Genomic DNA, 14663 nt, shown 5'->3' with positions numbered 1-14663 from the left:
GAAGAAAGGCACACCTGTCCGTTCGCCGGTCATCAGAGCAAAGGGCGCGGCAAGTGTGAAGGGTTCACGCGAAGAAATCTGACTGTCTGTCAGAAAACCCTTGAAGTGCCTCCCGGCCTACTGCAACCTGTTCTCGTTCTTTCAGAGGGGAGACGGTCCATGGGTGGGACGGAACACCTCACCGTGCGGCGCGAGGGCGCCACACTGGTGCTCACGCTCAACAGGCCCGAGGCGAAGAACGCGCTCTCGATCTCCATGCTCGTCGGGCTGTACGACGGCTGGATCGAGGCCGACGCGGACGACGGCATCCGCTCGATCGTGCTCACCGGGGCCGGGGGTGCCTTCTGCGCCGGGATGGACCTCAAGGCGCTGGCCGGGCAGGGCATGGCGGGCGAGCACCTGCGCGACCGGCTGAAGGCCGACCCGGATCTGCACTGGAAGGCGATGCTCCGCCACCATCGCCCGCGCAAACCGGTGATCGCCGCCGTCGAGGGGTACTGCGTCGCGGGCGGCACGGAGATCCTCCAGGGCACCGACATCCGGGTCGCGGGCGAGTCCGCGACGTTCGGGCTCTTCGAGGTCCGGCGGGGGCTCTTCCCGATCGGCGGTTCGACCGTACGGCTCCAGCGGCAGATTCCGCGCACGCACGCGCTGGAGATGCTGCTCACCGGGCGGCCGTACAGCGCGCGCGAGGCCGCGGACATCGGGCTGGTCGGACATGTCGTTCCGGATGGCGGCGCGCTCGACAAGGCGCTGGAGATCGCCGAACAGATCAACGCGTGCGGGCCGTTGGCGGTCGAGGCGGTCAAGGCGTCGGTGTACGAGACCGCGGAGATGACGGAGGCGGACGGGCTTGCCGCGGAGCTGAAGCGGGGGTGGCCGATCTTCGATACGGCCGATGCGAAGGAAGGGGCCCGTGCGTTCGCGGAGAAGCGGGTGCCTGCTTACAGGCGTGCGTGAGTGTCCGAGGTGCTCGGGACGCCGCGGGCCGCATGTGGCTGGTCGCGCAGTTCCCCGCGCCCCTGAAAGACGGGGCGCCCCCCTCACCGACCTTAAGGAGGTCAGCCCCCTATGCCCGAAGTCCTCAAAGCCCCCCTCGTCGTCGAGTTTCCCTTCACCCGGTCCCTCGGGCCCGTCCAGAGCGCCTTTCTCACCGGGCTGCGCGAGCGCGTGGTCCTCGGGGTGAAGACCGCCGACGGCCGCACCCTCGTCCCGCCCGTCGAGTACGACCCGGTCACCGCCGACGAGCTCCGTGACCTCGTCGAGGTCGCCCCCACCGGCACCGTCACCACCTGGGCCTGGAACCACGAACCCCGCCGCGGCCAGCCCCTCGGCACCCCCTTCGCCTGGGTGCTGGTCCGGCTCGACGGCGCCGACACCGCCCTGCTGCACGCCCTGGACGTCTCCGGCCCCGAGGCCGTGCACACCGGCATGCGGGTCCGGGTCCGCTGGGCCGAGGACCGGTCGGGGGCCATCACCGACATCGCCTGCTTCGAGCCGTACGACGGCGAGGCGGTCGAACCCGGCGGGGACGGCGGCGAGTTCGAGGACGCCATCCACGGCATCGTCGCCCATGCCCGCCTCGACTACACCTACTCGCCCGGCCGCGCCCAGTCCGCCTACATCGACGCGCTCTCCACCCGGCGGACCTTCGGCGAACGCTGTCCCTCCTGCCGGAAGGTGTACATCCCGCCGAGGGGCGCGTGCCCCACCTGTGGGGTGGCCACATCGGAACAGGTCGAGGTGGGTCCCGGCGGCACGGTCACCACCTTCTGCATCGTCAACATCAAGGCGAAGAACCTCGACATCGAGGTGCCCTACGTCTACGCCCACATCGCCCTCGACGGCGCCGGCCTCGCCCTGCACGGCCGCATCGGCGGGATCCCCTACGACCAGGTGCGGATGGGGCTCAGGGTCGAACCGGTGTGGACCGAGGGGGCCCGCTTCCCCGACCACTACCGGCCCACCGGCGAGCCCGACGCGGACTACGACACGTACAAGGAGCTGCTGTGATGCGTGACATAGCACTGGTCGCCTTCGCGCAGACCGACCACCGCCGCACCAGCGAGGACCTCTCCGAGGTCGAGATGCTCATGCCGGTGCTGCACGACGTGCTCGGGCAGACCGGGCTGAAGACCGCCGACATCGGCTTCACCTGCTCCGGCTCCAGCGACTACCTGGCAGGCCGCGCCTTCTCCTTCACCCTCGCCCTCGACGGCGTCGGCGCCTGGCCGCCGATCTCCGAGTCGCACGTCGAGATGGACGGCGCCTGGGCCCTGTACGAGGCCTGGACGAAGCTGCTCACCGGGGACGCGGACACCGCGCTCGTCTACTCCTACGGCAAGTCCTCGCCCGGCTCGGTGCGGGACGTGCTGACCCGCCAGCTCGACCCCTACTACGTGGCCCCCCTCTGGCCGGACTCCGTCGCGCTCGCCGCCCTCCAGGCGCAGGCACTCATCGACGCGGGGGAGACGGACGAGCCCGCGCTGGCCGCCGTCGGCGCCCGGAGCAGGACGGCGGCGAAAGCCAACTCCCACGCCCAGCTACGGGGTTCGGTACCGCAGGGGGACTATGTCGTACGGCCGCTGCGCACCGGCGACTGCCCGCCGATCGGCGACGGCGCCGCCGCCGTGATCCTCGCGGCGGGGGAGCGGGCCCGGGAGCTGTGCGAGCGGCCCGCCTGGATCCGGGGCATCGACCACCGCATCGAGGCGCACAGCCTGGGCGTCCGCGACCTGACCGACTCGCCGTCCGCGCGGCTCGCCGCCGAACGGGCCGGTGCCTTCGAACGGCCCGTGGACACCGCCGAGCTGCACGCGCCGTTCAGCTCGCAGGAGGTCGTCCTGCGCAAGGCGCTGCGCCTCGGCGACGACGTGCGCGTGAACCCGTCCGGCGGAGCCCTCGCCGCCAACCCGATCATGGCCGCCGGGCTGATCCGCATCGGCGAGGCCGCCGCCCGCATCCACCGCGGCGAGTCAGACCGCGCCCTCGCCCACGCCACCTCCGGGCCCTGCCTGCAGCAGAACCTGGTCGCCGTACTCGAAGGGGATCCGCGATGAGCAAGGAGCCCGTGGCCGTCGTAGGGATCGGCCAGACCAAGCACGTGGCGGCCCGGCGGGACGTGTCGATCGCCGGGCTCGTCCGCGAGGCCGCGCGACGCGCCCTCGACGACGCCGAGTTGGACTGGGCCGACGTCGACGCGGTCGTCATCGGCAAGGCGCCCGACTTCTTCGAGGGCGTGATGATGCCGGAGCTCTACCTGGCGGACGCGCTGGGAGCGGTCGGGAAACCCATGTTGCGGGTCCACACCGCGGGGTCGGTGGGCGGCTCGACCGCGCTCGTCGCGGCCAACCTCGTCGCCGCCCGCGTCCACTCCACCGTGCTGACCCTCGCCTTCGAAAAGCAGTCCGAGTCCAACGCCATGTGGGGCCTCTCCCTGCCGATCCCCTTCCAGCAGCCGCTGCTGGCCGGCGCGGGCGGCTTCTTCGCCCCCCACGTGCGGGCCTACATGCGGCGCAGCGGCGCCCCGGACACCGTCGGCTCGCTGGTCGCCTACAAGGACCGACGCAACGCGCTCAAGAACCCCTACGCCCACCTCCACGAGCACGACATCACCCTGGAGAAGGTCCAGGCGTCCCCCATGCTGTGGGACCCCATCCGCTACTCGGAGACCTGCCCCTCCTCCGACGGCGCCTGCGCCATGGTCCTCACCGACCGCGCCGGAGCCGCGCGCTCCGCCAAGCCGCCGGCCTGGATGCTCGGCGGCGCCATGCGCAGCGAGCCCACCCTGTTCGCCGGCAAGGACGCGGTGTCGCCGCAGGCAGGCAAGGACTGCGCCGCCGACGTCTACCGGCAGGCGGGCATCGCCGACCCGCGCCGGGACATCGACGCCGTCGAGATGTACGTGCCGTTCTCCTGGTACGAGCCCATGTGGCTGGAGAACCTCGGCTTCGCCGAGGAGGGCGAGGGCTGGAAACTCACCGAATCGGGTGTCACGGAGCTCGACGGTGACCTCCCCGTCAACATGTCGGGCGGAGTGCTCTCCACCAATCCGATCGGTGCCTCCGGGATGATCCGGTTCGCGGAGGCCGCCCTCCAGGTGCGCGGCCAGGCCGGAGAACACCAGGTGGACGGCGCCCGCAGGGTGCTCGGGCACGCCTACGGCGGCGGCTCCCAGTTCTTCTCCATGTGGCTCGTCGGCGCCGCGGCCCCCGACAACTGAAAGGACCCGTTCACGTGGCCTGTTGAGTGCCGGAACCGAAAGCTAGGCTGGCCGCGGACGACGAATTCGGGAGGAGCACGGACGTGGCCGAGAGCACCATCCAGCAGCAGCCGGTACTGGGCTGGGAGAAGCCGAAGCTGGACCTCAGCGGGGCCGATTGGCAGTCCAGCAGCCGGGGCCTGGGGGATGTCCAGATCGCCTTTGTCGAGGGATTCATCGCGATGCGCAACAGCGGCAGCCCGCAGAGCCCTTCCCTGATCTTCACCCCCGCCGAATGGGGTGCCTTCGTGTCGGGGGCCCGGGAGGGCGAGTTCGACCTCACCTGAGCGCCTCCCCCGGCTCCGCCGCCGTGGCAGAGAGGTGAACCGGGGGGTGTTCCGCAAGGATTTCCGGACACGTGACCAGCAGCGCCCTTCCGGGGCCGCCGCCTGAGACAGGCTGGCCCCGGACGGGGAAGGTCGTATTCCGGAGGTGAGGAACGATGAGCGCTGCGCCGGTCATCGCCGCGGCGGACGGTTCGGACGACAGCCTGCGGGCCCTGGACTGGGCCGTACAGGCGGCCCGGCAACGGGACGCACCGCTGCGGGTGGTCCATGTCCGCCAGTACGCCGCCTGGGGGCAGCCCGACGTCCTGGTCGCCGGGGAACCGGACGAGGGCGGCGACCCCGTGCTCGACGAGGTCCGGGACCGGCTGCGCAGCGGCGCCGTCGGGCTGACCGTCGAATACGTCGCCCTGGAGGGTGCCCCGAGCGCGCTGCTGCCCGAACTGGGCGCCGACGCACAGCTGCTGGTGCTCGGCTCGCGGGGCCGCGGCGGCTTCGCCAGCCTGCTCCTCGGCTCCAACGGCATGGCCGCCGCCCGCGACGCCGCCTGCCCGGTGGTCGTCGTGCCCCGGCCCGGCCGGGAGGTGCACGAGGAACTGCCCGCCGAGCCCGGCCCCCGGGTCGTCGTCGGCCTGGACGTGGACAGTCCCGACGACGCCACCCTCGCCTTCGCCTTCGAGGAGGCCGCCCGGCGCGGCGCCCGGCTCCAGGTGATCGCCGCCTACCCGTGGCCGGTGCAGAGCTGGTTCGCGGCCGGGGAGCTCGTCCCACCGGCCGTCGACCGGGACGAGGTCGAGCAGGAGACCCGCACCCTCGCCGAGGGCTTCCTCGCCCCGTACCTCAAGGACCGCCCGAACCTGCGTGCCGACGTCCTCGCGCTGCCCGGCGACGCGGCAGGGCTGCTGGTGTCCGCCTCCAAGGACGCCGCACTGGTCGTCGTCGGCCGTCACCGCCGACGGCTGCCCGCCCCGGCCCGCATGATGGGCTCGGTCACCCACGCCGTACTGCTGCACGCCGCCGCCCCGATCGCGGTGGTCCCGCCGTCCCCGCCGCAGCAGTGATGTCAAGTCCCTTCGCCCAGTTACCGTCAGTAGAGAGCGGATCACCGCAGTCGGGCGTACGCTGAGCTGCCTGCAAGCCACGGTGCGCGCCCGCTCCCCGCGCTCGCGCAACACCGTGGCGGGGGGTGGTCATGGGACAGCGGGTCCTGCGGAACCGACGGACGCTCTACGAGCGTGACAGCGAACTCGCGGCCGTCGACGAGGCGTTGGCCGAGCTCACCGGCCTGCGCACGGACGGCGCGGCGCCGGGCGACCGGTCGCTCGGCGCGCTGCTCGCCTTCGCCGGGCGCGCGGGCATAGGCAAGACCACCCTGCTCGCCGAGGTCCGCCGCCGCGCCGCCGCCCAGGGCTGCACCGTGCTCTCCGCGCGCGGCGGCGAGCAGGAACAGCGCGTCGCCTTCCACGTCGCCCGCCAGCTCCTGCAACCCCGCCTCGCCGGCGCACCGGAGGCCGAACTCCGTGCCTCGCTTGGCAGTTGGTACGACATCGTCGGCCCCGCCCTCGGCCTGTGCGCCCCGACCGAGGGCGCCCCGCCCGACCAGCAGGGCCTGCGGGACGGCCTCGACTGGGTCCTCACCCACCTCGCCGTGCGCCAGGCCCCGGTGGTCCTCGTCCTCGACGACGCCCACTGGGCCGACCCCGAATCCCTCGGCTGGCTGGCCGCGTTCGCACCACGCGCCGAGCAACTCCCGCTGCTCGTCGTCGTCGCGTACCGGCCCGACGAACTCCCCGAGCACGCCGACGCGCTCCGCGGCCTGCCCGGACGGGCCGGCGGCCGCCCGCACGGCCTCGAACCGCTCAGCGCCGACGCCGTGGCCGGCCTGGTCCGCGAGAGCCTCGGCGACCACGCCGACGACGCCTTCTGCCACGAGTGCTGGGCCGTCACCGCGGGCAACCCCTTCGAGGCCGTCGAACTGACCGCCAAGGTCCACGACCGGGGCCTCGACCCCACCGAGGCCGGCGCACCCCTGCTGCGCGACCTCGCCGCCGCCGTCAAGGGCAGCGGGCTCATCGCCCGCCTCGAACGCCTGGGCCCCTCCGCCGTCCGGTTCTCCTGGGCCTGCGCCGTCCTCGGCACCGAGATCCATCCCGCGCTCGCCGCCGCCGTCGCCGGGCTCGGACACGAGGAGGCCGCCGACGCGGCCGACGCCCTGCGCGGCGCCCGCGTTCTCACCGGCGCCGAGACCCTGGAGTTCGTCCACCCGCTGATCGCCACCGCCGTCTACCGGGCCATCCCGCCCGCCACCCGGGTCGCCCTGCACGGCCAAGCCGCCTGGTGCGTCACCGACGACGGCCAGGGCGCCACCGCCGCCGCCCGCCACCTCCTGGAGACCCACCCCGAGGGCGACACCTGGGTCGTCCGGCAACTGCGCGCCGCCGCCGGCGAGACCCTCCGGGCCGGTGCCCCCGACACCGCCCGCGCCTACCTCGCCCGCGCCCTGCGCGAACCCCCGCCGGCCAAGCAGCGCGCCGCCGTCCTGCACGAACTGGGCAGCGCCTCCCTCCTCACCGAGCCCGCCACGACCGTCAACCACCTGCGCGCGGCCCTCCAGGAACCCATCGCCGAGCCCGCCCTGCGCCACCACATCGTCTACCGCCTCTCCCAGGTCCTCGCCCACAGCGACCGACTCGCCGAGGCCTCCGAGACCCTCGCCCGCGAGATCCACGTGACCGGCGATGCCCGCGTCCGGCTCCGCATGCTCTCCGAGCAGTTCATGTGGGACGCCTTCCGCGCCGACGAGCCCGACCACCCCTCCCGCTCCCGCCGCCTGACCCGGCTCGCCGACCGGCTCCGGGGCCGCGACCTCACCGAGCGGTACGTCATCGGGCTGCGCACCTGGGACGCCGTCCAGCGCGGCGAACCCGCCGACGTCGCCCTCCACCACGCCGAACGCGCCCTGGCCGGCGGCCTCGGCTGGGCGGAGGCCGACCGCGGCTTCGAGGTCCCCGTGCTGGTCGCCCTCGCCTTCATGTACGCCGACCGGCCCGAGCGCACGGAGGAGCTCTTCGCCGCCGGGATCGCCGACTTCGAACGCCAGGGCTGGCGCGGAGCCCACCTCTCCTTCGCCTACACCCTCCTCGGCTACGTCCGCTACCGGCGGGGCCGTCTCGCCGAGGCCGAGGAGCACGCCCGCTCCGGCCTGCGCCTCGCCGAACGGGTCGGCCCCGGCACCCCCGCCCACTGGTACGCCGTCGGCATCCTGATCCAGACCCTGCTGGCGCGCGGCCGCACCGGCGAGGCCACCCGCCTCGCCGAGGACCACGCCTTCCGGGAGCCCTTCCCCGCGGCCGTGGTCTTCCCCGACGCCCAGACGGTCTACGGCGAACTGCTCCTCGCCCGCGGCCTCACCAAGGACGCGGCGGCCGAGCTCTCCGCGGCCGGCCGCCGCCTCGAACCACGCGGCGTCCGCAACCCCTCCTGGTGCCCCTGGCAGCTCCACCTGGCCCGCGCCGAAGCCCACGACACCCCGGAGCGCGCCCTGACGACAGCCCTCGACGCGCTCACCCGCGCCCGCCGTTTCGGCGCCCCGTCCGCGATCGGCCAGGCCCTGCGCACAGCGGCCGAGGTCTCCTCGGGCGAGGCCCGCCTGGCCTACCTGCGCGAGTCGGTCACCTACCTGGACCGCTCCCCGGCCGCCTACGAACTGGCCTGCGCACTAGTGGCCCTCGGCACGGAACTCCACGACACCACCCACCTGCGCCGAGGCCTCGAAACCGCCCACCAGTGCGGAGCCGACGGCTTGGCGGACGCGGCACGGGCCGAGTTGGCAACCGCTGAGAGCGCGGCTCTGTAGCGGGCGCCAACGCCGACCCACCCAGGGGCGCGGGGAACTGCGCGACAAGCCACGACGGCGCGGCACCCGGCGAAGCACCGCCAGCCACCACGGCGAACACCCCCGCCCGGCACGGCACCGCCGAACACCACCGTCGTGGCTGATCACCGCCGCGGCGGATCAAGACTCACGGCAGACCAGAGTGGCCGCGAATCGAGGGCTGCCGCGGATCACGCACGGCACCGGATTGAGGGTGTCGGCGCACCCGGCGCGGTGGCGGATCGAGAGCGGCGGCGGACCGAGAAGGGTGACGAACCCGGAGAGGCGCCAGGCCGAGAGCGGTGGCGGATCGAGGGTGTCGGCGGATCGAGAGGGGGGGCGAACCCAGGGGCGGATCGAGAGGGGGCGCGGACCGAGGGCGGCGGAGCAAGAGCGGCGGCGGACCCGGCGCGCCGCACCGACGTCGGCCGACCCGTACCCCGTACCCCGCACTGATCCCCGCCCCACAACCCGGGCCCCGTACCATGGAGCGCATGTCGTTCCTCCGTCGCCGCAGCGCCACTCCCGCCGGCCCCGAATTCGACGTTCTGGCCATGGACCCGGGCGACTGGCCCGGCAACCTCGGTGCCGGGCTGCTGCCCGCCCCCGACGGCACCTGCCAGGGCGTCTTCCTGCGCTACGACCTCTTCGGCGGCCGCGGCCCCGCGATGATCATCGGCAACCTCCCCGAGGGCTCCCCGGCCCGCGAGGTGGAGGAGGACGAGATCCCCTTCGAGGTCGGCCAGCTCCTCCTCGCACTGGAGAACGACGAGGACGTCACCGTCGTCGGCACCGAGGACATGCCGGTCCTGCAGGGCGACAACCTGCTGATCGTGCGGCGCCTCAAGCTCTCAGAGAGCCGGATCTCCTGCGTCCAGTTCGACCGCAGCGACGGCGTCCTGGTGACCATCGCGGCCTGGGACCGCCCGATCACCGACGACCTGTACGCCCTGCTGAAGCCGCTCCCGGCGGAGCTTTTCCAGCAGGGCTGAGGGCCGGCCGCCTTCCGTCGGCTACTTACCGTGGCCGTGGTGCCGTCCGGCCTTCGCGGCCGGCACCACGTCGACGTCGGCCGCGCGGACGAACTCGACCCGGTGGCCGTACTGGATCTCGTAGTACAGGTCCTTGCCGACCACGACCTTGTGCGAGTCGGTGCTGAAGGTGACCGCGTAGTAGTACTCGCCCGGCACCTTGTCACCGGCCACGTACTTCTGGCCCGCCGGGATCGTGTACGGCAGCGGGGAGATCGACTGGGCCGGTACTCCGGAGGGGTACGCGGACGCCTCAGGGTAGGCGCGGCCGTACACCGGGACGCTGGTCAGGCCCGCCTTCGGCGTGATCACCACCCCGGTCGAGCCGACCGCCGTCGGGGCGCTAGCCGGGTTCTCGAACCAGGCCTTCTGCCCGAGGTACCAGATCGCCGTCCAGTCACCCCAGGTGTCCGCCACCGTGTACTGCTGCCCGGTGGAGGCCCGTGAGGAGAGGTCGTTCACGTCGGTCGTCGGCGTCGTGCCCATGCCGATGTCCTTGATCAGCGCCGACTTCTCGTCGTGGTCGGAGTACAGCCGAACCTCGCCGGACCCGTGCGCGGCGCAGGGCTGGCCCTTGGTGACGCAGCCGGTGTAGCCCGGCTGGTTCGTGGCGTAGTCCGGCAGGATCGTGACCACCCCGCCCGTCACCACCCGGTGCTTCTTGCCCTTGTGCTTGAAGGGGTGGTCCAGCAGCTCGAAGTAGTGCCGCCAGTCCCAGTAGGGGCCGGGGTCGGTGTGCATCCCGGGGATCGTGGACGTGGTCGGGCCGGGCACGGTGTCGTGGCCGAGGATGTGCTGCCGGTCCAGCGGGATGCCGTACTGCTCGGAGAGGTACTTCACCAGCCGCGCCGAGGACCGGTACATCGCCTCCGTGTACCAGGCGTCCGGCGAGGCGAGGAAGCCCTCGTGCTCGATGCCGATCGACTTGGCGTTGATGTACCAGTTGCCCGCGTGCCAGGCCACGTCCTTCGCCTTGACGTGCTGGGCGATCAGACCGTCGGTGGAGCGGATCGTGTAGTTCCAGGACACATAGGTCGGATCCTGGACCAGCTTGATGGTGGTGTCCCAGGAGCCCTCGGTGTCATGGACGACGATGTACTTGATGCTCTGCGAGGCCGGCCGGTCGGCGAGGTCGTGGTTGCCGTAGTCGTTGTCCCCGAACTGCGCGTACGGCGCGGGGATCCACTCGCACGACACCGTTGTCGGGCACTCCGTGCCGTCGTCCGCCGCCGGGCGGAGCCCGGTCAGCTCCAGCTGCGCGGTGTCGGCCCGCAGCTCCGGCTGGGCGGCGAGGGCGACGAACTGTCCGGCGTCGGTGGTGCGCTCCTCACCCGTGTGGAGGACGTCGAACACGTCGTTGGCGTAGGCCGCCGCGGTCGCCGTGTCGTCGGCGCCGGAGAAGCGGGCGATCGCGCCGTACCAGGCGGCCGGATCGGCGCTGAGCGGCTGGTGCAGGTCCCGCTGGGCGGCGGCCAGCAGGGCGGCGCCGCCGGCCACGTTGGCCGCCGCGTCGGTGCGCAGCCGCTCGGCCGGGATCCCGGTCAGCGCGGCGGCCTTCGGCAGGGTCCTGAGGCGGGCCGGGAGCGCGGAGTTCTGCGGGACCCGCACGCCGGGGTGGAGGGCGGGGCGGGCGCTGTCGCCGCGGGCGTCCTCGGTGCCGTCGGCGAAGTGCTCGGTGGCCGTCGCCAGCGCGGTGTGCGCGTCGGTGAGGTGCATCGGGCCGTAGCCGCCGGTCACGCTGGGCGCGCCGTCGTGCGTGTCCCAGCGGGACTGGAGGTAGGAGACGGCGAGCAGCACGCTCTGCGGCACGTGGTACTCGGTGGCGGCGGACGCGAACGTCCGCTGGAGCAGTCCGGCGGACGACTCGCTCGTGTCCGGGGGCGGTGCCGCGCCCAGCAGCGGCAGCAGCAGAGCCGCGGCGGCGACGGCCCCGGCCGTCCTGCGCGTGCGTCTGCCACTGCGCGGGGGCGCGGGCTCGGTGACGGATCCTCGCAATGCAGCCTCCTGGGGCGATGGGGCGCGACGGGGCGTGCGGGGCTGAGCGTGGCTCAGTGGTACCGGCTTGCCGACGATCCGTCAATCATGCCCAGAGAGACCGGAATTCCCATGTCATGCGATGATCGTGGGAGTTTCGCGGTGACGCCCCGCAGGCCTGCGGGGCGTCAGTGGCGTACACCAATGGGCGCCTCCGACGCCCGAAGAAATCCACCGACATCCCGGGGAAACCCCCGGACATGCGAGGATCCGCGGTGCGCGCTTGCCCTGAGCGCACCGCGGATCCTCGTCCCCGTCAGCGAGTGCCGACCGCCGCGCGTACGGCCCGGCGGGCCAGCTGGCAGTCGTCGTGCAGCCGCCGGAGCAGCAGCCGTTGTTCCTCGCCGGTCGGCGCGGCACCCGGGTGGGCCGTACCCGGTGCCGCCGGGGTCGCGTCGTGCATCGAACGCTGCACGGCGGTCTCGTAGGTCCGGATCTCCCGGGTGAGGACCAGCATCAGGTTCACCAGGAAGGCGTCCCGGGACGCGGGCCCCGCCGACTGGGCGATCTGGCTGATCTGACGGCGTGCCACCGGGGCGTCGCCGAGGACCGACCAGAGCGTGGCCAGGTCGTACCCCGGCAGATACCAGCCCGCGTGCTCCCAGTCCACCAGCACTGGACCGGCCGGGGACAGCAGGATGTTCGAGAGCAGGGCGTCGCCGTGGCAGAACTGGCCCATCCCCTGGCGGCCCGCCGCGACCGCGATGCCGTGCAGCAGCTTCTGCAGGTCACCCATGTCGCGGTCGGTGAGCAGACCCAGCTCGTGGTACCGGGCGATCCGGGCCGGGTAGTCCACCGGGGCGTCGAAGGTGCCGGCCGGGGGCCGCCACGCGTTCAGCCGGCAGATCGCGCCCAGCGCGGCCCGGATGTCCGCCCGGGGCGGTGCCTCCGTCGGGTGGCGCTGGACCGCCGCCACCCGGCCGGGCATCCGCTCGATCACCAGCGTGCAGTTGTCCGGGTCCGCCGCGATCAGTCTCGGCACCCGGATCGGCGGCCGGTGCCGGACGAACGAGCGGTATGCGGCTATTTCGTGGCGGGTCCGCTCCGCCCAGGCGGGGGAGTGGTCCAGCAGACACTTCGCCACGGCGGTACTGCGCCCCGTGGTGCCGACGAGGATCACCGACCGCCCGGTGCGGCGCAGCACCTGCACCGGAGCGAACTCCGGGCAGATCCGGTGCACCGACGCGATCGCGGTGCGCAGCTGCGCGCCCTGGGGGCCGGACAGGTCGAGTCTGCCGCTGAGGGGCTGGGTGCCGAGACCCGCGGCGCGCCGTTGCCGGCCCACGACCGGTACGGCGGCCCCCGGCCGCGCGGGGTCCAGATAGGGTCCGCTGCCCGCCGGACGGGGGCGCAGCGGCCGGGGCGGAGCGGACACGGAGGACGATGCTGCGTACATGGGCGATACAGATCCCTTCGTGTACCTGCGGTGCCTGCCTGAGAAGTCCTGTGAGGGGTTCTCGCGCCCAGCCCGTCCCGGCCGCCCGGACACACCCTGGGGAGTGTGCCCGTCGAGTGGCGGTCGGGTCGGGGTGGCGCGTTCCTACCTGACACCCGGCGCCCAGTGGCACACCATCTGGCGCACCCTGGCGAACCGTGGCGAATAGTCGCCCGGCAACCGGCACGGGGCTACTGTCAACTCAGCCGAGAACCTGGGGGCTTGACGTGACCGGAGAACCCAACACCCGCCTCTCGGACCTGTTCGGCCTGGCCGGCTGGTCCAAGGGCGAACTCGCGAGGCTGGTCAACCGGCAGGCGGCGGCCATGGGCCACCCCCAGCTGGCGACCGACACCTCCCGGGTGCGGCGGTGGATCGACACGGGAGAGATCCCGCGCGATCCGGTGCCGCGGGTGCTGGCGGCCCTGTTCACCGAGCGTCTCGGCCGTGTCGTGACCATCGAGGACCTCGGTCTGGTACGGCACGGGCGTACGGGAAAACGGCCGGACGACGGGAACGTGGAACATCCCGACGGCATGCCGTGGGCGCCCGAACGAACCGCCGCGGTCCTCACCGAATTCACGGGAATGGACCTCATGCTCAACCGACGCGGCTTGGTGGGCGCGGGTGCCGCGCTCACCGCGGGATCCGTACTCAGCAGCGCCATGTACGAATGGCTGCACACCGACCCCACACTCAGGGCCGACGCCCCCGTCCTCGACGATCCTCTGCACGCCGACCCCGCCGGGTTCGACCGCTACGAGGCCGCCCCCATCGGGTCCGAGGAGATGGAGGAACTGGAGCGCTCCGTCGAGGTGTTCCGCGCCTGGGACGCGGCACGCGGCGGCGGTCTCCAGCGCAAGGCCGTGGTGGGACAGCTCAACGAGGTGGGCGGCATGCTCGCCTACCGCCACCCCGAGCATCTCCAGCGGCGCCTGTGGGGCGTCGCCGCCAACCTCGCCGTCCTCGCGGGCTGGATGTCGCACGACGTCGGCCTGGAGCCCACGGCCCAGAAGTACTTCGTCATCGCCGCCCACGCGGCCCGTGAGGGCGGTGACCGGCCGCGTGCCGGGGAGGCGCTCTCCAGAGCGGCTCGCCAGATGGTGCACCTCGGCCGGCCCGACGACGCACTCGACCTGATGAAGCTCGCCAAGTCCGGCTCGGGCGACGAGGTGCTGCCGCGCACCCGGGCGATGCTCTACACCATCGAGGCCTGGGCACAGGCGTCCATGGGCAAGGGCCAGGCGATGCGCCGCACCCTCGGCCAGGCGGAGGACCTCTTCGTCTCCGACCGGGGCGACGTGCCGCCGCCGAGCTGGATGCAGATGTTCAGGGAAGAGGACCTGTACGGCATGCAGGCCCTCGCCTACCGCACGCTGGCCGAGCACGACCCGGCCGCGGCCGCGCACGCCCAGTACTACGCGGAGAAGGCCCTGGCCCTGCGGATCGACGGCCGCCAGCGGTCGAAGATCTTCGACTTCCTGTCCATGGCCTCCGCCTGCTTCATCGCGGACGACCCCGAGCAGGCGGACCGGTACGCCAGGCTGGCCCTGATGTCGATGGGATCCAACTCCTCCCACCGAACCTGGGACCGGCTGCGCCAGATGTACCGGCTCACCGCCGAGTACTCCGGCTACCCGAAGATCCAGGAACTGCGGGAGGAGATCAAGCTCGCCCTGCCCAGGGCCAGGAGCAAGGGGAACCACAACAGCGCACAGGCATAGGGGACCTGTGCGCTCGACAC

At 72.8% G+C, this 14663-nt stretch carries 11 protein-coding genes; 9 read left to right on the top strand and 2 right to left on the bottom strand.

Features of this window, described 5'->3' with window-relative positions; translation table 11 throughout:
* Positions 1-159 precede the first annotated feature (159 nt).
* From ACGF5O_RS41360 to ACGF5O_RS41325, 8 genes are all read left to right on the top strand, one after another.
* Positions 160-960 (top strand): crotonase/enoyl-CoA hydratase family protein, encoded by an 801-nt coding sequence (locus ACGF5O_RS41360; RefSeq protein WP_393815089.1) that lies wholly within the window; start codon positions 160-162, stop codon positions 958-960.
* Between the two features lie 111 nt (positions 961-1071).
* Positions 1072-2013, top strand: coding sequence for a Zn-ribbon domain-containing OB-fold protein (locus tag ACGF5O_RS41355; protein ID WP_393815088.1), 942 nt, complete (start codon positions 1072-1074; stop codon positions 2011-2013).
* Positions 2013-3059 (top strand): thiolase domain-containing protein, encoded by a 1047-nt coding sequence (locus tag ACGF5O_RS41350; RefSeq protein WP_393815087.1) that lies wholly within the window; start codon positions 2013-2015, stop codon positions 3057-3059. The genes ACGF5O_RS41355 and ACGF5O_RS41350 overlap by 1 nt, the downstream gene beginning before the upstream one ends.
* Positions 3056-4222 carry a thiolase domain-containing protein gene (locus ACGF5O_RS41345; RefSeq protein ID WP_393815086.1) on the top strand — a complete coding sequence of 389 codons (1167 nt, stop codon included), beginning with the start codon at positions 3056-3058 and terminating at the stop codon, positions 4220-4222. The genes ACGF5O_RS41350 and ACGF5O_RS41345 overlap by 4 nt, the downstream gene beginning before the upstream one ends.
* A gap of 83 nt (positions 4223-4305) precedes the next feature.
* Positions 4306-4548, top strand: a complete 243-nt coding sequence (locus tag ACGF5O_RS41340) for a DUF397 domain-containing protein (protein ID WP_362587515.1) — start codon at positions 4306-4308, stop codon at positions 4546-4548.
* Between the two features lie 155 nt (positions 4549-4703).
* A complete protein-coding gene (locus ACGF5O_RS41335; RefSeq protein ID WP_393815085.1) occupies positions 4704-5606 on the top strand; it encodes a universal stress protein in 903 nt (300 codons plus the stop codon).
* 131 nt (positions 5607-5737) lie between these two features.
* Positions 5738-8401 (top strand): ATP-binding protein, encoded by a 2664-nt coding sequence (locus ACGF5O_RS41330; protein WP_393815084.1) that lies wholly within the window; start codon positions 5738-5740, stop codon positions 8399-8401.
* Positions 8402-8913: 512 nt separating this feature from the next.
* Positions 8914-9411 (top strand): hypothetical protein, encoded by a 498-nt coding sequence (locus ACGF5O_RS41325; protein ID WP_351960988.1) that lies wholly within the window; start codon positions 8914-8916, stop codon positions 9409-9411.
* 21 nt (positions 9412-9432) lie between these two features.
* Here the strand turns inward: ACGF5O_RS41325 and ACGF5O_RS41320 are convergent, their stop codons facing one another.
* Positions 9433-11445 (bottom strand): N-acetylmuramoyl-L-alanine amidase, encoded by a 2013-nt coding sequence (locus ACGF5O_RS41320; protein ID WP_393815083.1) that lies wholly within the window; start codon positions 11443-11445, stop codon positions 9433-9435.
* A 295-nt stretch (positions 11446-11740) separates the two neighbouring features.
* Positions 11741-12880, bottom strand: coding sequence for an aminoglycoside phosphotransferase family protein (locus tag ACGF5O_RS41315; RefSeq protein ID WP_393815082.1), 1140 nt, complete (start codon positions 12878-12880; stop codon positions 11741-11743).
* 266 nt (positions 12881-13146) lie between these two features.
* Here ACGF5O_RS41315 and ACGF5O_RS41310 point away from each other — a divergent pair, with 266 nt between their 5' ends.
* Positions 13147-14643 carry a hypothetical protein gene (locus ACGF5O_RS41310; protein ID WP_393815081.1) on the top strand — a complete coding sequence of 499 codons (1497 nt, stop codon included), beginning with the start codon at positions 13147-13149 and terminating at the stop codon, positions 14641-14643.
* Positions 14644-14663: the final 20 nt, after the last annotated feature.

This window comes from Streptomyces sp. NPDC048291 (genome assembly GCF_043201715.1).
Taxonomy (GTDB): Bacteria; Actinomycetota; Actinomycetes; order Streptomycetales; family Streptomycetaceae; genus Streptomyces.
This window is presented reverse-complemented; position numbering and strand designations above follow the sequence as displayed.